The following is a 22,696-nucleotide window of genomic DNA, read 5'->3' as shown; positions in this document are numbered from 1 at the left end:
ACTTGTCCCATTGCTCGCCGACAATCGACACTACGCGATTACACAGCGGCCGCACGCGCGCCGCATCGACGCACAGCTTTATCGGTCAATACGGAGAGTTCTGATGCATCGTTTTGTCGTCGTAGGTGGAGGCGCGGGAGGCCTGGAGCTGGCGACACGGCTCGGCGATCGCTATGCGCGCCGAAAGAGCGGCGGTGAGCCGCGCGCGCAGGTCACGCTGGTCGATCGCAACCCGACGCATATCTGGAAGCCGCTGCTACACGAGGTGGCGGCGGGCAGCATGGACCCGTTCACCCAGGAACTCGAATACGCGGCGCAGGCGCGCTGGCATGGCTTCGAATTCCAGCAGGGCGAACTGGTGGCGCTCGACCGCACGGCTAAGTCCATCAGACTTGGCCGCGTACTCGACGAGGACGGGGCCGAACTGCTCCCCGAACGGGTTCTCGAATACGACACGCTGGTGATTGCGATCGGCAGTACGACGCATTTCTTCGGCGTCAAGGGCGCGCCTGAATATTCGCTCGCGCTCGATACCGTTCACCAGGCCGAACGCTTCCGCAAGCGGCTGATCGCCGCCTGCATGCGCGCCGAGCATCAGGCACACGAACCCGTCGAAACGAATCCCGGCACGACGTCGACGGAGCCGCGCATCCAGGTCGCGATTGTCGGCGGCGGCGCGACGGGTGTCGAATTGTCGGCGGAACTGCGCAATACGGCGCAGGTGTTGTCCGCGTATGGGCTGCACAAGCTCGATCCGCGCCACGATGTCGGCATCGTGCTGATCGAGGCCGGGCCGCGCATTCTGCCGGCGCTTCAGGAGCGCGTATCGACGGCCACGTCCGAGTTGCTGCAAAAGCTCGGCGTGAAGCTGATGGTCGGCGAGACGGTGGCAGAAGTCGCGCCGGGCGTCGTGCGTACGGCGAGCGGCAAGACGGTGCGCGCCGACCTGACCGTGTGGGCGGCGGGCATCAAGGCGCCAGCCGTGCTGAGCCAGCTCGACGGTCTGCCCGTGAACCGGCTTGGTCAGCTCGAAGTGCGTCCCACGTTGCAGACCATGATCGACGACAACGTCTTCGCGCTCGGCGATTGTGCCGCGTGTGCGTGGCCCGGCAACGAACGCAACGTGCCGCCGCGCGCACAGGCCGCGCATCAGCAGGCGAGCTTCCTGCTGCGGGCGCTCGGCAACCGCCTCGAAGGCCGGCCGCTGCCGGAGTTCACGTATCGCGACTTCGGCTCGCTGGTGTCGCTTGGGCATTTCAGCGCCGTGGGCAATCTGATGGGCGGCGTGATCGGCGGCAACATGCTGATCGAAGGGCTGTTCGCGCGCTTCATGTACATGTCGCTGTACCGGCTGCATATCGCCGCGCTGCACGGCTATGCGCGCATGGTGCTCGATACCTTTGCGCACTGGCTGCGGCGCACCACGCTGCCGCGCGTCAAGCTGCACTGAACCTTCGCTGATCAATATCGATGCTTCTGCAACAGGATGCGCTTTGCGCGTATCCTGTTGGCTCCTTGCCGTCCACCCATTCCAAAAGAGGAGCACAGCATGTTGAAGCCAGAAGTCGACAGTCTCGTTCCCCATGTTCCCTTCGACCGGCGCACCTTCATCAAGGCGGCGCTCGGCACTGGTTTCGCGGCGTGCGTGCTGCCCGTGTCCGCGCAAACGATCCATACGGACAGCGAAGGCCTCGAGGCGGGTGAAGTCGGCATCAAATCGGGCGATACGCTGGTGCCCGCCTATCGCGCGCAGCCGAAGGGCAAGACGCATCTGCCCGTGATCATCGTGGTTCATGAGGCATTCGGCGTGCATGAACATATCGCCGATGTCTGCCGGCGCTTCGCCAAGCTCGGCTATCTTGCTATCGCGCCCGACCTCTTCGTGCGGCAGGGCGACCCGAACGCGTATCCGACTGTCCAGCAGTTGAACGAGCAGGTTCTCAGCAAGGTGCCCGATTCACAGGCGATGGCAGACCTCGACGCGACGTTCAAATGGGCGGGCGAGCATGGCGGCGACGTGAACAAGGTGGGCATCAACGGCTTCTGCTGGGGCGGGCGCATTGCGTGGCTTTACGCGGAGCACAATCCGCGACTGAAGGCGGGCGTGGCGTGGTATGGGCGCGTGGCCGGCAATCAGACGCCGATGACGCCAGCCAATCCGATCGACCGCGTGTCCGATCTGCAGGTGCCCGTGCTGGGGCTATACGGTCGGCAGGACCAGAGCATCCCGCAGGAATCGCTCGACAAGATGAAGCAGGCAATCGCGCAGGGGCCGCAGGCGGGGCGCGGCTCGGAGTTCGTCGTGTATGACGACGCGGGGCATGCGTTCTTTGCGGACTATCGGCCGACTTACAAGCAAGCCGATGCCGAAGATGGCTGGCGCCGCACGCTTGCGTGGTTCAAGGCGCACGGCGTCGGTTGAATTTTGGCTCGCGTCTGCGCCGCCGGCGGTTGTCGGCAGCGCAGACAAAAAGCGGTTACGGATTCGGTCCCGTCGCCACAGGCCGCGACGTATCCGAGCTCCATTCGCTCCACGATCCCGGGTACAGCGCCGCGCCATGCAGCCCGGCGATTTCCATCGCCAGCGCGTTGTGGCAAGCGGTGACACCCGAGCCGCATTGCAGCACCACATGCTCGGCGGACACGCCCGCGGGAATCACTGCGTTGAAGTCGTCGCGCAGCGTGTGCGCGGACTTGAAGCGGCCGTCCGCCGTCAGGTTGTCCTTGAAGAAGCGGTTGCGCGCGCCCGGAATGTGGCCGCCCACGCGATCCAGTGTTTCGTTCTCGCCGCGATAGCGGTCAGCCGCACGCGCGTCGATCACCACGCGTTCCTTCGTGCCGATGTTGCGTTCCACGGCCTGCGCATCGACGGTCACGGCCAGCGGCGCGCCCGCCTTGAAGTCGCCGCTCGACTGAGGCGGCGCGTCCTGTGTCAGCGGGTGGCCGGCTGCTTCCCACGCCTGCAGCCCGCCGTCGAGCAGTGCGGCGGAATCGTGACCCAGCCAGCGCAGCAGCCACCACAGACGCGCGGCGTACATGCCGCCTTGCGCGTCGTACGCGATCACTTGCTGGCCTTGCTTGAGGCCGAGTGTGGCGAGACGCTCGACCAGCTTCTGACGGTCCGGCAACGGATGACGTCCGTTGCTGCCCGTCTTCGGTCCGGACAGATCGCGGTCGAGGTGCAGATAGTGTGCTTGCGGCAGATGACCCGCCGCGTAGGCTTTTTCGCCGGAGTCGGTATCGGCCAGATCGAAACGGCAATCGACGATGAACACGCTGCCCGGCGCGGCGGCCAGGCGTTCGGCGAGATTGCCTGCAGAGATCAGCGTGGTGTAGTGAGTGTGTGGCATGACGGCTCCTGAGAGACTGACTTCGGCAGCGCCGAACGATATCTCTAGTCTAAACAAAAATGACGGGCCGAAGCCCGTCATTCCTTGTATGAAGCCGTGGATGCCGCTCGCGGCGGCTCGATCAGACCGTGCCGAGCTCGCGGCGCAGGAACTCGTGGAAGTGCTGCATGCCGTCTTCCATCGGGCTCTGGTACGGACCGACCTGCGATTCGCCTCGATCCAGCAGCGCGCGGCGTCCGGCGTCCATGCGTTCGGCGATCTCGTCGTCTTCGCGCGCCGTTTCCATGTACGCGGCGCGCTCCGCTTCGACGAAGTCACGCTCGAACAGCGCGATTTCCTCAGGGTAATAGAACTCGACGACGTTCGTCGTCTTCTGCGGACCGCGCGGAATCAGCCATGACACGACCAGCACATGCGGATACCACTCGACCATGATGCCCGGGTAGTACACCATCCAGATCGCGCCGAACTCGGGCATCTTGCCGTCGCGGTAGCGCAGCACTTCGTCGTGCCACTTGCGATACGTCGGGCTGCCCGGACGCGCGAGCTCGTTGTGTACGCCGACCGTCTGCACGCTGTACCAGTCGCCGAACTCCCACTTCAGATCGTCGCAGTTGACGAAGCTGCCGAGGCCCGGATGGAACGGCACGACGTGATAGTCCTCCAGATAGACCTCGATGAAGGTCTTCCAGTTGTAGTTGCACTCGTGTACTTCGACGTGATCGAACATGTAGTCCGTGAAGTCGAAGTGCTTTGCCGTGCCGAGGCGCGCAAGATCTTTCGCGACATCGCGGCCCTGCGTTTCGAACAGCAGACCGTTCCAGCTTTGCAGCGGAGTGGCGCCGAGATTCAGGCAGGGGTTGTCGGCGAAATGCGGCGCGCCGAGCAACTGGCCGTTCAGGTCGTAGGTCCAGCGGTGCAGGGGACAGACGATGTTCTCCGTCTGCCCGCGGCCGTTCAGCATGATCGCCTGACGGTGGCGGCACACGTTCGACAGCAGTTCGATCTGCGACTGCTGGTTGCGGACGAGCACGCGCCCCTCGCGTTCGCTGGGCAAGGCAAAATAGTTACCCGCTTCGGGAACCATGAGTTCGTGCCCGACGTAGCGAGGACCTTTCTTGAAAAGGGTTTCGAGTTCGCGCTCGTGGAGCGCCGGGTCAAAGTAAGCCGTGACTGGCAGCTGGCTGTGAATAGCCTTGAGCTGCAATGCATTGCTCAGATTGGACATTCCCACTCCCGATGAAGACGTGAAAGCAGTGAACAACCCAACCATCGAAGATTCGATTTAGGGAGCCCGCGATTATACCCGTTTCCCCCTCCTTGGGGCGCTTAAGTACCTGATTTGGGTTAAAAATGTCGGGGAAGCTAGCGATTTCGCCGCGCAAACGTTGGATTTATTTCTATCGTCCGAAGTGTTGCGCAATGGCCGTGCCGATACCCATTGGTGGGCTCACAGGTCGAAAATCTCGCTTTTGCCGTAGAATGTCCGACTTGTTTTAATTTTGCGACGATTCATGGCGAAGACGGCTTCCACGGACACGGCTGGTTTGTCCCCCACCAGCACCGAAGGTTCCGACAATTCACCGCTGCCCGAGAGCTACGAGGCAGCGCTGGCGGAACTGGAGGGGCTCGTTGGGCGCATGGAGGGCGGCAGCCTCAGTCTGGAAGAGTCGCTTGCGGCTTACCGGCGCGGCGCCGTGCTCGTGGCGTTCTGTCAGCAACAACTCGAAAAGGTGGAGCAGCAGGTGCGCGTCCTCGATGGCGAAACGCTCAAGCCGCTTCCCGTGAACACAGCAGGTACAACCGCTGCCGACAGCGGAGACGATCTATGACCTTCGAACAATGGATGCGCTCGGTGCTGGACCGGGTAGAGGGCGCACTCGAGCAATATTTGCCGGCGGACTCGACCGAGCCCGCCCGGCTGCATGAAGCCATGCGCTATGCCGTGCTGGGCGGCGGCAAGCGGGTGCGCCCGCTGCTGTGCCACGCGGCGGGTGAGCTGACGGGCGCGAAGGCCGAGTGCCTGGACGCGGCGTCGGCGGCGCTGGAGATGATCCACGTCTATTCGCTCGTACACGATGACATGCCCTGCATGGACGACGACGAACTGCGCCGCGGCAAGCCCACGGTACACGTCAAATATGACGAAGCGACGGCACTGCTGGTCGGTGACGCGCTGCAATCGCAAGCTTTCGTTGCGCTGACATCGGATGTGCTCGCACCCGCGCAGCAGGCCGCGCTGGTGCGCGAACTGGCGCTCGCGAGCGGCTCGATCGGCATGGCGGGTGGCCAGGCGATCGATCTGGCGAGCGTCGGTCACACGCTGACGCGCCCGCAGCTCGAAACGATGCACCGCCTCAAGACTGGCGCGTTGCTGCGCGCAGCCGTGCGGATGGGCGCGCTGACAGGCGAGACGCCGGACGCGAAGGCACTGCAGTCGCTGGACGCGTATTCGGCGGCTGTGGGCCTCGCGTTTCAGGTCGTCGACGACATTCTCGACGTCACGACCGATTCCGCGACGCTCGGCAAAACGGCTGGAAAGGACGCGAAGGACGGCAAGCCGACCTACGTGTCGATCATCGGGCTTGACGCTTCGCGCGCGCTGGCTGCGCAGTTGCGCAGCGACGCGCACCAGGCGCTTGCACCTTTTGGCGCCCGCGCGCAGCGGCTCGCCGAGTTGGCTGACCTCGTGGTGAACCGGGTTAGCTGATGTAGCTGTAACGCGAAAGCCCGCCGCCCGCACAAGACTTCTCGGGTGTGCGCGAATGAAGTGCGGGCGCGTAAGTTTTCCTACAATGGAACGACGATGTACGACTTGCTGAAAACCATTGACGACCCCGCGGACCTGCGCCGCCTTGATCGCCGCCAGTTGCAACCGCTTGCCGACGAGTTGCGAGCCTTCGTGCTCGACAGCGTGTCGCAGACGGGCGGCCACCTGTCGTCCAACCTCGGCACGGTCGAACTGACGATCGCGCTGCACTACGTGTTCGACACGCCGCGCGACCGCATCGTCTGGGACGTGGGTCATCAGACCTATCCCCACAAGATTCTGACGGGCCGCCGTGACCAGATGCATTCGCTGCGTCAGTTGGGCGGCATCTCGGGCTTTCCGAAGCGCGACGAGTCGCCGTACGACACGTTCGGTACGGCGCATTCGAGCACGTCGATCTCGGCGGCGCTCGGCATGGCGATCGGCAGCAAGCTGCGCGGTGAAGACGCCTACTCGATCGCGGTGATCGGCGACGGCGCGATGACGGCGGGCATGGCCTTCGAGGCGATGAACAACGCCGGCGTCGAAGACGACGTGCCGCTGCTCGTCATTCTCAACGACAACGACATGTCGATTTCGCCGCCCGTCGGCGCGCTGAATCGCCATCTCGCGCGTCTGATGTCGGGCCGCTTCTACGCGGCCGCGCGCGCCGGTGTCGAACGCGTGCTGCGCCACGCGCCGCCCGTGCTCGACCTCGCACGGAAGCTCGAAGAGCACGCGAAGGGCATGATCGTTCCCGCCACGCTGTTCGAAGAGTTCGGCTTCAATTACATCGGACCGATCGACGGTCACGATCTCGACTCGCTGATCCCGACGCTGCAGAACATCAAGGAACTGCGCGGTCCGCAATTCCTGCACGTCGTGACGAAGAAAGGCCAAGGCTACAAGCTGGCGGAAGCCGACCCGGTTCTGTATCACGGCCCCGGCAAGTTCAACCCGGCCGAAGGCATCAAGCCTTCGACGACGCCCGCCAAGAAGACCTACACGCAAGTGTTCGGCGAGTGGCTGTGCGACGCGGCTGAACTCGATTCGCGTGTGGTCGGCATTACGCCGGCGATGCGCGAAGGCTCGGGCATGGTCGAGTTCGAAAAGCGTTTCCCGGATCGCTACTACGACGTCGGTATTGCCGAGCAGCACGCCGTCACGTTCGCGGGCGGTCTTGCGACGGAAGGGCTCAAGCCCGTCGTTGCAATCTACTCGACGTTCCTGCAACGCGGGTATGACCAGCTGATCCATGACGTCGCGCTGCAGAATCTGCCCGTTGTGTTCGCAATCGATCGCGCGGGCCTCGTCGGCGCGGACGGTGCGACGCACGCGGGCGCGTACGACCTCGCGTTCCTGCGCTGCATCCCGAACATGACGGTAATGGCGGCGTCGGATGAAAACGAGTGTCGCCAGATGTTGTACACGGCGCTGCAGCAGCCGAACCCGACAGCCGTGCGCTATCCGCGCGGCGCGGGCACGGGCGTCGCGACGGTCAAGCAGATGGCCGCGCTTCCGCTCGGCAAGGGCGAAGTCCGTCGTCAATCGACGCAGCCGGCCGGCAAGCGCATCGCGATTCTCGCGTTCGGCACAATGGTCGCGCCTTCACTGGCGGCAGCAGAGCAGCTGGACGCGACGGTCGCCAACATGCGCTTCGTGAAGCCGATCGACGCCGATCTGGTGCGCGAGCTGGCCGAGACGCACGACGCCATCGTCACCGTCGAAGAAGGCTGTGTGATGGGCGGCGCGGGCTCGGCGTGCGTGGAAGCCATGATGGAGAGTGGGGTTATCCGACCCGTACTACAATTGGGCCTTCCCGATCGCTTCATCGATCATGGGGATCCGGCGAAGCTGCTGGCGTCGTGTGGCCTGGACGCTGCGGGCATCGCGAAGTCCATCCGCGAGCGATTTGTGGAGCACGCGAGCGGCAAGTCCGTCAAACGCGTCGCTTAACATAGCGGGCCGCCGGAACAAAAAGGCGGCTCGTTGCATCTACTCCAATATGAATCGGCGGGTCGCGTACCCGCCGGGCTCCGCCGGCGCAAGCCGGCGGTTGTCATTTTGCGCGTCGATTCGCGCTGCCAGTGAGGACAAGAACATGAACCAGATGAACCCCGCCTTCGTGATGCCTGACGTGCAGAGCACGGTCGACACCCGCCAGATTCCGATTCAGCGGGTCGGCGTGAAGGCGGTGCGTCATCCGTTGACGGTTCGCACGCCGGACGGCAGCGTGCAGCCGACTATCGGTACGTGGAATCTCGATGTTCATTTGCCTGCCGAGGTGAAGGGCACGCATATGTCGCGGTTCGTCGCGTTGCTTGAAGAGAACAAGACGCCGCTGGATTCGGCTGCATTTCGCGCGATGCTTGCTTCGATGCTCGAGAAGCTTGAGGCACCTGCGGGCCGTATCGAGGTGTCGTTTCCGTATTTCGTCAACAAGACGGCGCCTGTGTCGGGCGTGCAAAGTCTGCTGGACTACGAAGTGACGTTGACGGCCGATTCGCGCGATGGCGCCACGCGGTTGTTTCTTAAGGTTCTGGTGCCTGTCACCAGCCTGTGCCCGTGTTCGAAGAAGATCTCGCAGTATGGCGCGCATAACCAGCGCTCGCATGTGACGATTGACGCTGAGTTGATCGATGACGTGCCCGTCGAGGATCTGATTCGTATCGCGGAAGAAGAGGCTTCGTGTGAGTTGTGGGGGCTGCTCAAGCGACCTGATGAGAAGTTCGTTACCGAGCGTGCTTACGAGAACCCGAAGTTCGTCGAAGACCTGGTGCGCGATGTCGCGCAACGGTTGAATGCTGATAAGCGGATCGTTGGTTATGTGCTCGAAGCGGAGAACTTCGAGTCTATTCATAATCATTCGGCTTATGCGGTGATTGAGAAGAGGGGTTAAGGTTTTTTTGTCTGCGACGGCTGTGGGGTTTGCTGGTTTTTTCGCTGGCATCCGCGATTACGTTAGCGTGCTTCAAGCGTCGCCCCTGTGCGGGGCGGCACCTACTTTTCTTTGCCGCCGCAAAGAAAAGTAGGCAAAAGAAAGCGGCTCACACCGCCAGCCCGTGTTCTTATCCACGGGCCCCCAACGTGCCCGCCGCTTCACATGACAGTGCCCTGGTCGGTGCTCGTCGCCAACGCTTCGAATGAACGCCTCACCCACTTCAAACACCCGCACACGTGCTAACGGCAGCAAATGGTTTCTGCCGCCCAGGTGGCAAACTGTGTGTAGGTTGTCGCGTCGTATAGTTCGGCGCTCTTACAGGGTGGAGCGCATGCGCTATCGGTTCGAAGTGGGGCGTGTGTGGCACTACGGCCTACACACAGTTTGCCACCTGGGCGGCGGTGGACTACCTGGCAAGGCGTGCTGTAACGCGGACATATGAAGCGGGTGAGGCGCACCGCAAGAGCGTTGGCAACGAACATGGGTCACGTGATTGCCGTGTGAAGCGTAAGACCCGTTGGGGGCCCTCAGGCAAACACAAGAATTAGCGGTGTTAGCCGCTTTCTTTTGCCTACTTTTCTTTGCGGCGGCAAAGAAAAGTAGGTGCCGCCCCGCACAGGGGCGACGCTTGAAGCACGGAGGCATAACGCGGATGCCAGCGCAAAAGGCCAAAACACCGACTGGCAACGCCCGCGCCGCGAAGGCTCAAAAGCGGATGCCAGCGCAAAGGCCAAAACACCGACTGGCAACGCCCGAACCGCGAAGGCTCAAAAGCGTATGCCAGTGCAAAGGCCAAAACACCCCCCAACAACACCCGCGCCGCGAAGTCTCAAACACGAATGCCCTCGGCAGGCAAAAAACCTCACCTCGCGAGAGACGCCAAATCCCACCGTGGCTTCACGGTAAAAGCATAGTCATTACCAGCCTGCGCGGGCCAGCGTTCCAACCGAAGCGCGCCGGCGAGCGCAATCATCGCGCCGTTATCAGTGCAAAGCGAGAGGTCAGGATAGTGAACATGAAACCCGCGCATCTTCGCGGCCGCCGAGAGAGCCTCACGCAACTGCCGGTTCGCGCCAACACCACCCGCGACAACAAGCCGTTTGAGCTTGGTCTTCTTCAGCGCCGCGAGCGATTTAGCGGCCAGCACATCGACGGCCGCGTCGACGAAACCACGCGCCAGATCAGCCTTAGCCTGCTCGCACACGTTGCTGCCAAGCTTCTTTACATGCGTCAGCACAGCCGTCTTCAGCCCGCTGAAGCTGAAATCGAGATCACCGGAATGCAGCATCGGACGCGGCAGCACGACAGCCCCCGGCGTGCCGAACTCCGCCAGCCGTGAAACTTCCGGCCCGCCCGGATACCCAAGCCCAAGCAGCTTCGCGGTCTTATCGAAGGCTTCACCGGCGGCGTCGTCGAGTGTCTCGCCGAGCGTCTCGTAGACGCCCACATCCGTGACGCGCATCAGCTGCGTATGACCGCCCGACACAAGCAACGCGACAAACGGAAACGGCGGCGGCTCGTCGACAAGCAGCGGCGACAGCAAATGCCCTTCCAGATGATGGATGCCGATAGTCGGCTTGTCCCACGCCATCGCCAGCGAATTGGCGATACTCGCGCCTACTAGCAGCGCGCCCGCGAGCCCCGGGCCCTGCGTGTAGGCGATCGCGTCGATGTCGCCGCGCGCGGCGCCCGAGCGCTCCAGCACCTCTTCGAGCAGCGGCAGCGCACGCCGGATATGGTCGCGCGAAGCCAGTTCCGGCACCACGCCGCCATATTCGCGATGCATCGCGATCTGCGAATGCAGCGCATGGGCGAGCAGCCCACGCTCCGTGTCGTAGAGCGCGAGGCCGGTTTCGTCGCAGGAGCTTTCTATGCCGAGAACGAGCATGATTCGACCGTCGATCGGGCGCCTGACGTGCCACCCGAAACATCAAAAAAGGAACCTGAAAGTATAGCAGCGCAGGCAGGGCGCCGCCGGGCGCGGCGGTTACAATGCAGCCCCATGGAATCCTTCGATATCGCCGTAATCGGCGCGGGCGCGGCGGGCATGATGTGCGCATCGGTGGCGGGGCAGCTCGGCCGGCGCGTCGTGCTGATCGACCACGCGGCGCGGCTCGCCGAGAAAATCCGCATTTCGGGCGGCGGCCGCTGCAACTTCACGAATCTGTACGCCGGGCCGAACAACTATCTGTCGGCGAATCCGCATTTCTGCCGTTCCGCGCTGGCCCGCTACACGCCGCGCGATTTCATGGCGCTCCTCAAGCAATACCGGGTGACGTGGCACGAGAAGCACAAGGGACAACTCTTCTGCGACCAGTCGAGCGACGCCGTCATCGACGTGCTCAAGAGCGAATGCGACGCGGGCAACATCGCGTGGCGCCGGCCGCTCGCCGTCGAGCAGGTGCGCCACGCCGATTCCGACGGCTTCACGCTGGACACGCGCTCCGGCCCGATCCGCGCCCGCGCACTGGTGATCGCCACGGGCGGCCTGTCGATTCCGAAAATCGGCGCCACCGATTTCGGCTACCGGATCGCGAAGCAGTTCGGCCACAAGCTCATCGACACGCGCCCGGCGCTCGTGCCGCTCACGTTCGCTCCCGCCGACTGGCAACCGTTTGCGGAACTGTCGGGCGTGTCGCTGGAAGTGCATCTGGCGACGGGCGTGAAGAAAGCGGGCGGCGAGTTCGTCGAGGACCTGCTGCTCACGCATCGCGGGTTGTCGGGCCCGGGCGTGCTGCAGATTTCCAGCTACTGGCAGCCGGGCGAGCCCGTACACGTCAATCTGCTGCCCGAGCAGGACGCCGTCGCCGCGTTGCTCGAGGCGAAAACCGCGACGAAGCGCCAGATCGGCAACCTGCTCGCCGAATGGGTGCCCGCACGCCTCGCACATGTCTGGCTGCAGACTCACGGCGTACCCGCCGACGCCCGCCTCGCCGATCTGCCCGACAAGTCGCTGCGCCGGGTCGGCGAGGCGCTGTCGCGCTGGTCGCTCACGCCGAACGGCACCGAAGGCTACAAGAAGGCCGAGGTGACGCGCGGCGGCGTCGATACGCGCGAACTGTCCTCGGCGACGATGATGAGCGCGCGCGTGCCGGGCCTGTATTTCATCGGCGAGGCCGTCGACGTCACGGGTTGGCTGGGCGGCTACAACTTCCAGTGGGCGTGGGCGTCGGGCGTGGCTGCCGGGCAGGCGGCAGCGGAATTCGCGGCAGTCGGGTAGCCCCTAAAAACGGGCGCTGACGCCCGTCAAATGGGGCTTGACACCTTTATACGATTGTGCGAAACAGCTGCTATACTTTCCAATCTTTGCCAAGCTCCGTTATTGAAAGATGACGACGATCCGCTTAAAAGAAAACGAGCCTTTTGAAGTTGCAATGCGCCGCTTCAAGCGCACGATAGAAAAGAACGGGCTGTTGACCGAACTTCGTGCGCGCGAGTTTTACGAGAAGCCGACATCCGAGCGCAAACGAAAGAAAGCAGCGGCCGTGAAGCGCCATTTCAAGCGCCTGCGCAGCCAGCAACTGCCCAAGAAGTTTTACTGATTCAACGTGAAGTCGCGGCGCTCGCCTGGTCTCTTGAGCGATAGCGAAAGCGGCGGCTCACACAAGGTGGCGGCGCGGGAGCATGCCGGCGCTTGCGGTAACCGGCCGCGCATGCGGTCGCTGATGTGGCCGCTCGCGCCGGAAGGCGCGAAAGGCCGCTTCGGTCCACGCTCCGCAAGGCCGTATCCAGGTGCACGGTTCACCGCGTATTTGGCACTAACCCGCTTGAGGAACGATCCCAAGCGGGTTTTTGCGCTCTGCGCCGCGTCTTCACCCGTATTTCAAACCCTCCACGCATTCAGGTGAATGATGAGTCTCAAAGTCCGAATCAACGACGACATGAAAGCAGCGATGCGCGCGCGCGAAACCGAGCGTCTCGGCACGATCCGTCTGCTGCTCGCCGCCATCAAGCAGCGTGAAGTCGACGATCGCGTGGAACTGGATGACGCCGCCGTGACCGCCGTCATCGATAAAATGATCAAGCAGCGCAAGGACTCGATCGCCCAGTTCGAAACGGCCGGCCGCACCGATCTCGTCGACAAGGAAAAGGCCGAGCTGGACGTGCTCAGCGCCTACATGCCCGCGCAGCTGTCGGACGCGGAAGTGGCAGCCGAAGTGCAGGCGGCCGTCGCGCAGGTCGGCGCCGCCGGTCCGCAGGACATGGGTAAGGTGATGGGCGTGCTCAAGTCGAAGCTCGCCGGCAAGGCCGACATGACGGCCGTGTCCGCGCAGGTCAAGGCCGCGCTGTCGAAATAAGCCTCGTGTCGTTTTCCGCCATGCGCGCCCCGTTCCGGCGCGGCGCGCATGGCCGGGTGCGATTCGCACCCTTGCCTCATCCTTTTTAAGGCCGCGTCTGCATTGTGATCCCGCATTCCTTTCTGCAAGACCTGCTGAACCGCGTCGATATCGTCGACGTGGTCGGCCGGTATGTGCAGCTGAAAAAAGGCGGCGCGAACTTCATGGGACTCTGCCCGTTCCACAACGAGAAGAGCCCTTCGTTCACCGTTAGTCCGACTAAGCAGTTCTACCATTGCTTTGGCTGTGGCGCGCATGGCACGGCCATTGGTTTCCTGATGGAGCACGCGGCGCTTTCCTTTCCGGAAGCCGTCAACGAACTGGCGCAATCCGTCGGTCTGACCGTGCCGCAAGAGCCTTCGCCGATGCGCGGCGGCGTGGGAGCCGGCGGCCCGGGTGGCGGCGAAGGCTATGCGCCCGCCGTCTCGAAGGCCGTGACGACGGCGCTGTCCGACCTCATGTCGACAGCCAACGACTTCTACAAGGCGCAACTGCGCGGCGCGCCGAACGCCATCCAGTACCTGAAAAAGCGCGGCCTGACGGGCGAGATCGCCAAGCGCTTCGGCCTCGGCTACGCGCCCGATGGCTGGCAGAACCTCGAAACGGCATTCCCCAACTATCGGGACGATGCGCTCGTCGAGGCGGGCCTCGTGATCGTCAGCGAGAAGTCGGACGCCCAGGGTCAGAACCGCCGCTACGACCGGTTCCGCGAGCGCGTGATGTTCCCGATCCGCAACGTGAAAGGCCAGGTAATCGGTTTTGGCGGACGCGTGCTGGACGGGGGCGAGCCCAAGTATTTGAATTCGCCCGAAACGCCTTTATTTAACAAAGGCAGCGAGCTGTACGGCCTGTTCGAGGCGCGGCTTGCGATCCGCGAACAGGGTTACGTGCTGGTCGTCGAAGGGTATATGGACGTGGTTGCGCTGGCCCAGCTGGGCTTCGAGAACGCGGTTGCGACGCTCGGCACCGCCTGCACGCCGATTCATGTGCAGAAACTGATGCGGCAGACGGATACGGTGGTGTTCAGCTTCGACGGCGATTCGGCCGGTCGGCGCGCCGCGCGCCGCGCGCTCGACGCCTGCCTGCCGCACGCCGCCGACAACCGCACCATCCGCTTCCTGTTCCTGCCGGCCGAGCACGATCCCGACAGCTATGTCCGCGAATTCGGCACGGATGCCTTCGCGGAGCAGGTGCGCCGCGCGATGCCGCTGTCGCAGTTCCTGTTGAATGAAGTACTGGCGGGCAAGGAGCTCGACCAGCCTGAAGGCCGGGCGCGGGCGCTGTTCGACGCCAAGCCGCTGTTGCAGATGCTGCCCGCCAACGCGTTGCGCGCGCAAATCATGCATATGTTCGCGGACCGGCTCGACGTGCCGTTCGAGGAAGTGGCCGCGTTATGCGAAGTCGACGCGCGGATCGCCGCTGTAGCACGCAGCGCGCCTGCCCGCAAAGACCGGCGCAGCGTGACGGGGATCGAGCAGCGGGCGCTGCGCAATCTGGTGATGCACCCGCGCATCGTCGCGGTGCTCGGCGAAGAGGAAGAGCAGGCGCTGCTCACAGTCACGCGGCACGGCGAACTGTTCGAGGAAGTGACGACGCATGCCCGTGGGTTGGGCGACACGGCCGAATTCCAGTTGCTGTCGGACCTGTTGCGAAACGGGGCTAACGCCCCCACCTTCGAGGAAATCTTCCGGGAAATTCTGGACTATGATGAAAACGTTCGGGATCTGCTGTTGAAGAATCCCGAAGACGCGACGGTGGCCGAGGAGCGCCGGGAACACGAGCGCCTCGCCGGGGAAGAATTGAAAGCGGCCATTCTGAAGATGCGTTATGACGCTTATAGCGAGCGGCTGGATCAATTGTCGCGTCAGTCGAGGCACACCCCGGAGGAGTTGCTGGAGTATCAGGAATTGAGCAGGACGTGCGCTGACATGAAGCGTCAGCGCGGGCAGTGAAAGGGAAGCGCTGAAAGGCCGAATGCTATAATTAAAAGATTTCAGCGGTTTTGTTTTTCTCCAGGCAAAGGCGATATAAGGCGATTGCAATGGTAAAGACTACAGGCGGAAAAAAGGCGACAGGCAGCGGCTCGGACGAGCCGAAAACGACCACCAGGGTCAGCGCAGCCAGGTCGGCTCCTTCCGCCCCGAAAAAGTCTGCCGAAACCGCTGCTACGCCGGTTGCCCGGAAACAAGCCTCGACCGCGCGAGCGGCATCGGTGACATCGAAGTCGGTGGCGTCGGTCGCGAAGCGGCAGGGAGTCAGCAGCGAAAGGGAAGCGGATGTCGCGCAGGACGATGCGGCTCCCCGCGAGTCTTTGGTATCCACGGTTCAACCGGCTGTCGTCCAGCAGCCGGCAGTCGAGACTACAGCCGGTATGGCGAACTCCATGACGAAAAAGCTGAACGAAGTATCCGTCGATGACGACGCATCCCCGAGCGAAGAGGCAGCCGCCGCAACTCCCGCTACGGGCAAGGTCGAAAAGGTCAAGGCACGCGACCGCCGCGCAAAGGAGAAGGCGCTGCTCAAGGACGCGTTCGCGTCTTCGCAGCCTGGCACCGTCGAGGAGCTCGAAGAGCGCCGCTCGAAGCTGCGCGCGCTGATCAAGCTCGGCAAGGAGCGTGGCTTCCTGACCTACGGCGAAATCAACGACCACCTCCCGGACAACTTCACGGAAACCGAGGCGATCGAAGGCATCATCAGCACGTTCAACGACATGGGTGTCGCTGTCTACGAACAGGCGCCCGATGCCGAAACGCTGCTGCTGAACGACAACGCCCCCAACGCTTCGTCAGATGACGAAGTGGAAGAGGAGGCAGAGGTCGCGCTGTCCACCGTCGACTCCGAATTCGGCCGCACGACCGACCCGGTGCGTATGTACATGCGCGAAATGGGAACGGTCGAGCTGCTCACGCGCGAAGGCGAAATCGAAATCGCCAAGCGCATCGAAGACGGCCTGAAGCACATGGTGATGGCCATCTCCGCCTGCCCGACCACGATCGCCGACATTCTCGCGATGGCCGAGCGCGTCGCGAATGAAGAGATCCGCATCGACGAGCTCGTCGACGGCCTGATCGACGCGAACGCCGAAGATACCGACGGCTTCTCCGAACAGGAAGCCGAAGCGATCGAGAACGAGGAAGAAGAAGAGGCAGAGGCGGACGAGGAAGAAGAGGAAGACGACGATGGCGCCGCGCAAGCGACGGCCAACGCGGCCCAGCTCGAAGAACTGAAGCGCATGTCGCTCGAAAAATTCGCGATGATCAGCGAATGGTTCGACAAGATGCGCCGCGCGTTCGAAAAGGAAGGCTACAAGTCGAAGTCCTACCTGAAGGCGCAGGAAACCATTCAGGAAGAGCTGATGATGATCCGCTTCACCGCGCGTACCGTCGAGCGTCTGTGCGACACGCTGCGTGCGCAGGTGGACGAAGTGCGTCAGGTCGAGCGTCAGATCCTGCACACGGTGGTCGACAAGTGCGGCATGCCGCGTGCCGAGTTCATCGCGCGTTTTCCGGGCAACGAAACGGACCTCGAATGGGCCGACAAGATCGTCACCGAGAACCACGCGTACAGCGCGATCCTGTCGCGTAACGTGCCGGCTATCCGCGAGCAGCAGCAACGTCTGCTCGACTTGCAGGCGCGCGTCGTGTTGCCGCTGAAGGACCTGAAGGAAACCAACCGTCAGATGGCGGCGGGCGAACTGAAGGCGCGTCAGGCGAAGCGCGAAATGACCGAGGCGAACCTGCGTCTCGTGATCTCGATTGCGAAGAAGTACACGAACCGTGGTCTGCAGTTCCTGGATCTCATTCAGGAAGGCAACATCGGCCTGATGAAGGCCGTGGACAAGTTCGAATATCGCCGCGGCTACAAGTTCTCGACGTACGCGACGTGGTGGATTCGTCAGGCCATCACCCGTTCGATCGCGGACCAGGCGCGCACCATTCGTATCCCGGTTCACATGATCGAGACGATCAACAAGATGAACCGCATCTCGCGTCAGATTCTGCAGGAAACCGGTCTCGAGCCGGATCCGGCGACGCTGGCCGAGAAGATGGAGATGCCGGAAGACAAGATCCGCAAGATCATGAAGATCGCGAAGGAGCCGATCTCGATGGAAACGCCGATCGGTGACGACGACGATTCGCATCTGGGCGACTTCATCGAGGACAACAACACGGTCGCGCCGGCCGACGCCGCGCTGCACGCCAGCATGCGCGATGTCGTGAAGGACGTGCTCGATTCGCTGACGCCGCGCGAGGCGAAGGTGCTGCGTATGCGTTTCGGTATCGAAATGAGCACGGACCATACGCTCGAAGAAGTCGGCAAGCAGTTCGACGTGACGCGTGAGCGTATCCGTCAGATCGAGGCGAAGGCGTTGCGCAAGCTGCGTCACCCGAGCCGGTCGGACAAACTGAAGTCGTTCCTCGAAGGAAACTGACCGAACCTGTTTGCTGGCCGTAACACGTAGCATTACATCAGGGCTTCCCGATAGCTTTGTTCAGCGAAGCGATCCCGGAAGCCCTGTTTTCGTGTAGTATGTCGGCCAATCGATAGACAGGCCCGGCCTTCAGACCGGGTCTTTTTGTTGGTTTTCTCCAGCTTCCGTCGCGAAGCATCGTTGGGCCGGACGCCGTGCTGGTTGCAGGCAGCGGACTCATAATCCGCCTCCGAAAGGACACCGTGGGTTCGACTCCCACCCGGCCCACCAAAACCGTCAAGGCGTGCTTCCCTGCAGTGCAGACCGACAGCGCACGCCATCAAGCATGAAGTGGCCACCGGAACGGATCACGAATGCAAGCGCCCAGCGCCACCGTCCCCATCTCCCTCGTCAACGGCTTTCTCGCCGCCGCCGACGCGCAGCCCGACGTCATGCAGCGCTATCTCGAGCAAGCCGGGATCACGCCCGAACTGCGCAGCGCAGCCGGCGCGCGGGTGACGGAAGAGCAGTTCTCCATGCTCTACCGCACACTCGCGATCGAACTCGACGACGAGATGCCCGGCATCTTCAGTCGTCCGTTTCGCAGCGGCACGCTGAAGTTTCTTTGCCTCAGTCTGCTCGATGCACCCAACCTCGAAACCGCGCTGCATCGTTTCGGCCAGTTCTTTCATATCGTGCTCGACGATTTCCACATCGGGTCGCGCCGCGACGACCTGATGGCGCAGGTCGAACTGCGTCCTAACCCTGCGTATGGCAGCATCGGCCCGCTCGGCCAGGAACTGATGCTCAAACTTGCGCACGGTGTGTCTTCATGGCTGATTGGTCAGAAAATTCCGCTGCTACAGGTCGATTTTGCGTGTCCGCAACCGCCGCATGCATTCGATCACCGCTATTTCTTCTCCGGCCCCGTGCGTTTCGGCTGCAACGCGACGCTGATGCGTTTCAGCGCCGCGTTTCTCGACATGCCGATCCGCCAGAGCAAACGCAATCTGCGTAAATTTCTCGCCCGTTCGCCCGGTGAGTGGATCTTCGAAACGTTCAGCGAGCAGCGAGTCAGCCATCGCGTGCGGCAGTTTCTCGCGGGAGAACTGCCGGACCTGCCGACCATCGACCAGGCCGCCAAAAACCTGCATTGCTCGGTACGCACGCTGTGCCGGCGTCTGTCGTCGGAGGAGACGACGTTTCAGCTGCTCAAGGACGAGCTGCGGCGCGATATCGCGATCCAGCGCCTCACGGACACGCAGGACACGATCGCCGTGATCGCCGGCGATATCGGATTCGACGATCCCAGCGCCTTCCACCGCGCATTTCGTCACTGGACGGGCAGCACGCCGGGCACGTATCGGCGGCCCTTACAGGCGGGGTAACCCGCGGGTGGGTGGATATACCCCCCATTCGATGTGGCCAGATTTGTCAGTACGCGGACCGGTTTGGACAGTCGAATCGCGGGAGATGCCGTTACGATCGGCAGGTATCGTCACCGCTTGGCCTTCGCTTCTATCGGGCGCCGTGGCAGTGATCCATTGAACGCCTGATTGGAAGATCGACCATGAGTTATATCGCCCCCGTAAAAGACATGCTTTTCGTGCTCGAGGAATTGAGCGGCATCGACGACATCGCGAAGCTGCCCGGCTTCGAGGAAGCGGGTCTCGAGACGGCACAAGCCGTGCTCGAAGAATCCGCGAAGCTGTGCGGCGAAGTGCTGGCGCCGCTGAACGTCGAAGGTGACCGGAACCCGAGCAGCTGGAAAGACGGCCACGTCACAGCGACGCCCGGTTTCGCCGATGCGTTCCGCCAGTTCGCCGCAGGCGGCTGGCAGGGCGTGCAGCATCCCGTCGAATACGAAGGCCAGGGCCTGCCGAAGCTGATCGCGACGGCGTGTATCGAGATGTTGAACGCGTCTAATCTGTCGTTCGCGCTGTGTCCGCTGCTGACGGATGGCGCGATCGAGGCGCTGCTCACGGCAGGCAGCGACGCGCAGAAAAAGACCTATGTCCCGAAGCTGATTTCCGGCGAATGGACGGGCACGATGAACCTCACCGAGCCGCAAGCCGGCTCGGATCTCGCGCTGGTGCGCACGCGCGCCGAGCCGCAGGGCGATGGTTCTTTCAAGCTGTTCGGCACGAAGATTTTCATCACGTGGGGCGAGCATGACATGGCGGACAACATCGTCCACCTGGTGCTCGCGCGCACGCCGGATGCGCCAGAAGGCGTGAAGGGCATTTCGCTGTTCGTCGTGCCGAAGTTTCTCGTCAATGAGGATGGATCGCTGGGTGAGCGCAACGACGTGCATTGCGTGTCGATCGAACACAAACTCGGGATCAAGGCGAGCCCGACAGCCGTGCTGCAGTTCGGCGATCACGGTGGCGCAATCGGCCACCTGATCGGCGAAGAAAATCGTGGCCTCGAATACATGTTCATCATGATGAACGCGGCGCGTTTTGCGGTCGGCATGCAGGGCGTGGCAATATCGGATCGTGCGTACCAGAAAGCGGTGGCGTACGCGAAGGACCGCGTGCAGAGCCGGCCAGTCGACGGCTCCGCGAAGCAGGCCGTATCGATCATTCAGCATCCCGACGTGCGTCGGATGCTGTCGACGATGCGCGCGCTCACGGAAGGTTCACGCGCATTGGCGTACGTCGCGGCGTCGCACAGCGATCTCGCGCACCGCCACCCCGACGAAGCGAAGCGTGCGGAACATCAGGCGATCTATGAATACCTGGTGCCGATCGTGAAGGGCTGGAGCACGGAGCTGTCAGTGGATGTGGCGAGCCTTGGCGTGCAGGTGCATGGCGGCATGGGCTTCATCGAAGAAACGGGCGCGGCGCAGTACTATCGCGACGCGCGCATCCTGCCGATCTACGAAGGCACGACGGCCATTCAGGCGAACGATCTCATCGGTCGCAAGACGGTGCGCGACGGCGGCGCGGTCGCAAAAGCACTGCTTGCGCAGATTGCGCAGACGGTCGAAGCGCTGAAGCAGCATAAGGGCGCAGCGTTCGATTCGATGCAAAAGCACTTGTCACTTGGACATGACGCGTTGCAATCAACGGTTGCGTATGTCGTCACGAATACGAAGAGCGATCCGAATGCAGTATTTGCAGGCAGCGTGCCGTATCTGAAGCTTGCCGGCATCGTGCTGGGCGGCTGGCAGATGGCGCGCGCGATGCTGGCAGCGCAAGAGAAGCAAGCGCAAGACCCATCGTTCTACGGCGCGAAAATCGCGACCGCGCAGTTCTTCGCGGAACATTTGCTGCCGCAGGCGGTGGCGCTGGAAGCGTCGATCACCAGCGCGAAGGGCGGCGAGGGCTACCTCGCGCTGTCCGAAGACCAGTTCTAAACCCGCAAACCACCCGCAATCCAACGACGGGCTTCGACTGAACGCGAAGCCCGTCCGCTTCAAATCCGCTTCAACCCTTCCGCACATCCCCGCGAGCGCACCGCTTACTCCAACTTCGCGCTCAACCCCTTCAAGCCCTTGATCACGACGAGCAACGCGCGGCCGTGCTCTTCCGAGCCGTCCCACGCGTCGACGATCGCGTTGCGCAGCAACTCGTTGTAGCCCGTCGCCCGCCCGCCGACATGGCGCGCCTCCACGCCATAGAAACTGCATAGCTTATTGAATGACGCGCTCTTGCGCACACGGCGCCCTTTCGACAGCCGAAGTCGCGACACCGTAGGCTGGCTCACCCCGGAAAGCCGCGCGATTTCACTGGACGAGCGCACGTCCGCCATCAACCGGCGTAACAGGTCCTGTACGGGAAAATCGCTCTTCGGGGCTTCCATTCCATGCATTATATCTATACATTAACGCTTGTTGAATGGCTGACTATTTCGCCAATGGTTCGCAGGTCGGCGAGCCGGATGGCAGTCCCGAGGAAGTTGATGACACTGAAGCACCTACCGCCCACGTTCTGCTGGACCAAGACAGGCACCGAATCCAGCGAGGAACTCCCCAGCATCGTTCTCCAGAAGGAATGGGAACGGAGGCTGGGCGGCGGGCGTTTTCTGTGGGGTGTCGGTCAGTCGCTCGGCAATAGCGCGCAGATTGCGGCGCACCGCACCGGCTCGCTGCTCGCGCTCTTTTCGCCAGCGTCGAGCAAGCCGCGGCAAGGCGGGCGCAAGCGCGAAGACATGCTGCTGTGGAACGCGTGGATCGACAGTACGGGCCAAGTGCGGCAGCTGCCGCCACATGCGTTCATCGTCAGCCGCACGGTGTTGCCTTCGGGGCGGCGCAGAGAGCAGCATTACGCGCTGGTGTGTTCGTCGCCCACTGAACTGAGCATGGGCACGCGGCTGCACATCTACCCGGAGCACCTGCGCAGCGTCAGTACGGGCAAGGTGCTCGGTCCCGCGCAAGGCACGGCCGTCGTCGATTGCACATCGCGCGCGAGCGAACTGAGCGGCAAGCGCTATCCCGTCGCGCTCGCCGTCGAGCTGGAAGCGCCGTATTTCGTGCGGCTCACGCAACCCGTCGTGCTCAAGGCGCGTGACTTCGCGGAGGTCAACAAAGCCACGCGCGACGGCGACTTTGCGGCCTTCATCGAACTGGTTGGGCGTTTGCGCACCCGGCCGCCGCAGGAGCGCATGCGCGGCGTCACGCGCGATCTGTTCGACATGCCGCCCGTCGAGGCCATGGCGGCCTTCAACGCGGCGCATGCGCAGGCCAGCTTCACGCTATAAACAGACGGGGATCAGCACCAGGCGTCCGGCGCATAAAACCTGGGAACACTGAATGTCGGGTGTTTGTGTACTAAACCGCACGCTGTTGCAAATCAGACCTGGCGCTTCGCACCGCGCGGAGAGAAAATCGGCAGCATGCCGCAGTCAATCCATTTTGTAGCGCTGGCTCGTATCGACAGCCATCGGCGCGAACCGCAAATGGGC

Annotated in this window: 19 protein-coding genes and 1 tRNA gene; 15 read left to right on the top strand and 5 right to left on the bottom strand. The window is 62.9% G+C overall.

Annotation, left to right across the window (positions count from 1 at the left end):
* Nucleotides 1-103: 103 nt before the first annotated feature.
* The gene (locus tag C2L65_RS28360; RefSeq protein ID WP_042316554.1) at nt 104-1,450 is read left to right on the top strand and encodes an NAD(P)/FAD-dependent oxidoreductase; all 1,347 of its coding nucleotides are present in this window, start codon (nt 104-106) and stop codon (nt 1,448-1,450) included.
* Nucleotides 1,451-1,549: 99 nt separating this feature from the next.
* Nucleotides 1,550-2,422, top strand: coding sequence for a dienelactone hydrolase family protein (locus tag C2L65_RS28355; RefSeq protein WP_042316552.1), 873 nt, complete (start codon nt 1,550-1,552; stop codon nt 2,420-2,422).
* Between the two features lie 55 nt (nt 2,423-2,477).
* Here C2L65_RS28355 and C2L65_RS28350 read toward each other — a convergent pair whose 3' ends face one another.
* Nucleotides 2,478-3,350 (bottom strand): sulfurtransferase, encoded by an 873-nt coding sequence (locus C2L65_RS28350; RefSeq protein ID WP_042316550.1) that lies wholly within the window; start codon nt 3,348-3,350, stop codon nt 2,478-2,480.
* A gap of 121 nt (nt 3,351-3,471) precedes the next feature.
* The gene (locus tag C2L65_RS28345; RefSeq protein WP_042316548.1) at nt 3,472-4,578 is read right to left on the bottom strand and encodes an aromatic ring-hydroxylating oxygenase subunit alpha; all 1,107 of its coding nucleotides are present in this window, start codon (nt 4,576-4,578) and stop codon (nt 3,472-3,474) included.
* 286 nt (nt 4,579-4,864) lie between these two features.
* Here C2L65_RS28345 and C2L65_RS28340 point away from each other — a divergent pair, with 286 nt between their 5' ends.
* From C2L65_RS28340 to folE2, 4 genes are all read left to right on the top strand, one after another.
* Nucleotides 4,865-5,182, top strand: coding sequence for an exodeoxyribonuclease VII small subunit (locus C2L65_RS28340; RefSeq protein WP_007733039.1), 318 nt, complete (start codon nt 4,865-4,867; stop codon nt 5,180-5,182).
* Nucleotides 5,179-6,060, top strand: a complete 882-nt coding sequence (locus tag C2L65_RS28335; protein ID WP_007733037.1) for a polyprenyl synthetase family protein — start codon at nt 5,179-5,181, stop codon at nt 6,058-6,060. The genes C2L65_RS28340 and C2L65_RS28335 overlap by 4 nt, the downstream gene beginning before the upstream one ends.
* Nucleotides 6,061-6,156: 96 nt before the next feature.
* Nucleotides 6,157-8,055 carry a 1-deoxy-D-xylulose-5-phosphate synthase gene (gene dxs / locus C2L65_RS28330; protein ID WP_007733035.1) on the top strand — a complete coding sequence of 633 codons (1,899 nt, stop codon included), beginning with the start codon at nt 6,157-6,159 and terminating at the stop codon, nt 8,053-8,055.
* 145 nt (nt 8,056-8,200) lie between these two features.
* Nucleotides 8,201-8,998 carry a GTP cyclohydrolase FolE2 gene (gene folE2 / locus C2L65_RS28325; protein ID WP_042316545.1) on the top strand — a complete coding sequence of 266 codons (798 nt, stop codon included), beginning with the start codon at nt 8,201-8,203 and terminating at the stop codon, nt 8,996-8,998.
* A 904-nt stretch (nt 8,999-9,902) separates the two neighbouring features.
* On the opposite strand, the gene tsaD is transcribed toward folE2, so the two are convergent.
* On the bottom strand, nt 9,903-10,928 hold the full coding sequence (gene tsaD / locus C2L65_RS28320; RefSeq protein WP_007748297.1) for a tRNA (adenosine(37)-N6)-threonylcarbamoyltransferase complex transferase subunit TsaD: 1,026 nt from the start codon (nt 10,926-10,928) through the stop codon (nt 9,903-9,905).
* A 114-nt stretch (nt 10,929-11,042) separates the two neighbouring features.
* Between tsaD and C2L65_RS28315 the strand changes: the two genes are divergently transcribed.
* The 4 genes from C2L65_RS28315 to dnaG all read left to right on the top strand — a co-directional run bounded on the left by C2L65_RS28315 (nt 11,043) and on the right by dnaG (nt 15,329).
* Entirely contained in the window at nt 11,043-12,260 is a 1,218-nt protein-coding gene (locus C2L65_RS28315) for a BaiN/RdsA family NAD(P)/FAD-dependent oxidoreductase (protein WP_042310039.1), read from the top strand.
* Between the two features lie 109 nt (nt 12,261-12,369).
* Complete coding sequence (gene rpsU / locus C2L65_RS28310) at nt 12,370-12,582, top strand: 30S ribosomal protein S21 (RefSeq protein WP_035997875.1); 213 nt, start codon at nt 12,370-12,372, stop codon at nt 12,580-12,582.
* A gap of 309 nt (nt 12,583-12,891) precedes the next feature.
* A complete protein-coding gene (locus C2L65_RS28305) occupies nt 12,892-13,338 on the top strand; it encodes a GatB/YqeY domain-containing protein (RefSeq protein WP_042310042.1) in 447 nt (148 codons plus the stop codon).
* 104 nt (nt 13,339-13,442) lie between these two features.
* A complete protein-coding gene (gene dnaG / locus C2L65_RS28300) occupies nt 13,443-15,329 on the top strand; it encodes a DNA primase (protein WP_042310035.1) in 1,887 nt (628 codons plus the stop codon).
* A 31-nt stretch (nt 15,330-15,360) separates the two neighbouring features.
* Here dnaG and C2L65_RS46725 read toward each other — a convergent pair whose 3' ends face one another.
* Nucleotides 15,361-15,699: a hypothetical protein gene (locus C2L65_RS46725; RefSeq protein WP_042310034.1), complete on the bottom strand. Its 339-nt coding sequence runs from the start codon at nt 15,697-15,699 to the stop codon at nt 15,361-15,363.
* 61 nt (nt 15,700-15,760) lie between these two features.
* On the opposite strand from C2L65_RS46725, the gene rpoD reads away from it, so the two are divergent.
* From rpoD to C2L65_RS28280, 4 genes are all read left to right on the top strand, one after another.
* Entirely contained in the window at nt 15,761-17,809 is a 2,049-nt protein-coding gene (gene rpoD, locus C2L65_RS28295; RefSeq protein ID WP_042310041.1) for an RNA polymerase sigma factor RpoD, read from the top strand.
* Between the two features lie 182 nt (nt 17,810-17,991).
* Nucleotides 17,992-18,079: transfer RNA gene (locus C2L65_RS28290), tRNA-Ile, on the top strand.
* Between the two features lie 83 nt (nt 18,080-18,162).
* On the top strand, nt 18,163-19,176 hold the full coding sequence (locus C2L65_RS28285; protein ID WP_042310031.1) for an AraC family transcriptional regulator: 1,014 nt from the start codon (nt 18,163-18,165) through the stop codon (nt 19,174-19,176).
* Nucleotides 19,177-19,358: 182 nt separating this feature from the next.
* Nucleotides 19,359-21,149 (top strand): acyl-CoA dehydrogenase, encoded by a 1,791-nt coding sequence (locus tag C2L65_RS28280; protein WP_103254587.1) that lies wholly within the window; start codon nt 19,359-19,361, stop codon nt 21,147-21,149.
* Between the two features lie 104 nt (nt 21,150-21,253).
* On the opposite strand, the gene C2L65_RS28275 is transcribed toward C2L65_RS28280, so the two are convergent.
* Nucleotides 21,254-21,595: a helix-turn-helix domain-containing protein gene (locus C2L65_RS28275; RefSeq protein ID WP_042310004.1), complete on the bottom strand. Its 342-nt coding sequence runs from the start codon at nt 21,593-21,595 to the stop codon at nt 21,254-21,256.
* A gap of 99 nt (nt 21,596-21,694) precedes the next feature.
* Between C2L65_RS28275 and C2L65_RS28270 the strand changes: the two genes are divergently transcribed.
* Complete coding sequence (locus tag C2L65_RS28270) at nt 21,695-22,492, top strand: hypothetical protein (protein WP_042310025.1); 798 nt, start codon at nt 21,695-21,697, stop codon at nt 22,490-22,492.
* The last annotated feature ends 204 nt before the right edge of the window (nt 22,493-22,696 follow it).

Origin of the sequence: Paraburkholderia terrae (genome assembly GCF_002902925.1) — a bacterium.
GTDB classification, from domain to species: domain Bacteria; phylum Pseudomonadota; class Gammaproteobacteria; order Burkholderiales; family Burkholderiaceae; genus Paraburkholderia; species Paraburkholderia terrae.
Note: the sequence above shows the minus strand (reverse complement) of the source record. Positions and strands in the feature narration are given on the sequence as shown.

Coding starts and splice junctions, on each gene's coding strand:
- C2L65_RS28360 (WP_042316554.1), top strand. CDS start 104: ATGCATCGTTTTGTCGTCGTAGGTGGAGGCGCGGGAGGCCTGGAGCTG.
- C2L65_RS28355 (WP_042316552.1), top strand. CDS start 1,550: ATGTTGAAGCCAGAAGTCGACAGTCTCGTTCCCCATGTTCCCTTCGAC.
- C2L65_RS28350 (WP_042316550.1), bottom strand. CDS start 3,350: ATGCCACACACTCACTACACCACGCTGATCTCTGCAGGCAATCTCGCC.
- C2L65_RS28345 (WP_042316548.1), bottom strand. CDS start 4,578: ATGTCCAATCTGAGCAATGCATTGCAGCTCAAGGCTATTCACAGCCAG.
- C2L65_RS28340 (WP_007733039.1), top strand. CDS start 4,865: ATGGCGAAGACGGCTTCCACGGACACGGCTGGTTTGTCCCCCACCAGC.
- C2L65_RS28335 (WP_007733037.1), top strand. CDS start 5,179: ATGACCTTCGAACAATGGATGCGCTCGGTGCTGGACCGGGTAGAGGGC.
- dxs (WP_007733035.1), top strand. CDS start 6,157: ATGTACGACTTGCTGAAAACCATTGACGACCCCGCGGACCTGCGCCGC.
- folE2 (WP_042316545.1), top strand. CDS start 8,201: ATGAACCAGATGAACCCCGCCTTCGTGATGCCTGACGTGCAGAGCACG.
- tsaD (WP_007748297.1), bottom strand. CDS start 10,928: ATGCTCGTTCTCGGCATAGAAAGCTCCTGCGACGAAACCGGCCTCGCG.
- C2L65_RS28315 (WP_042310039.1), top strand. CDS start 11,043: ATGGAATCCTTCGATATCGCCGTAATCGGCGCGGGCGCGGCGGGCATG.
- rpsU (WP_035997875.1), top strand. CDS start 12,370: ATGACGACGATCCGCTTAAAAGAAAACGAGCCTTTTGAAGTTGCAATG.
- C2L65_RS28305 (WP_042310042.1), top strand. CDS start 12,892: ATGAGTCTCAAAGTCCGAATCAACGACGACATGAAAGCAGCGATGCGC.
- rpoD (WP_042310041.1), top strand. CDS start 15,761: ATGACGAAAAAGCTGAACGAAGTATCCGTCGATGACGACGCATCCCCG.
- C2L65_RS28285 (WP_042310031.1), top strand. CDS start 18,163: ATGCAAGCGCCCAGCGCCACCGTCCCCATCTCCCTCGTCAACGGCTTT.
- C2L65_RS28280 (WP_103254587.1), top strand. CDS start 19,359: ATGAGTTATATCGCCCCCGTAAAAGACATGCTTTTCGTGCTCGAGGAA.
- C2L65_RS28275 (WP_042310004.1), bottom strand. CDS start 21,595: ATGGAAGCCCCGAAGAGCGATTTTCCCGTACAGGACCTGTTACGCCGG.
- C2L65_RS28270 (WP_042310025.1), top strand. CDS start 21,695: ATGACACTGAAGCACCTACCGCCCACGTTCTGCTGGACCAAGACAGGC.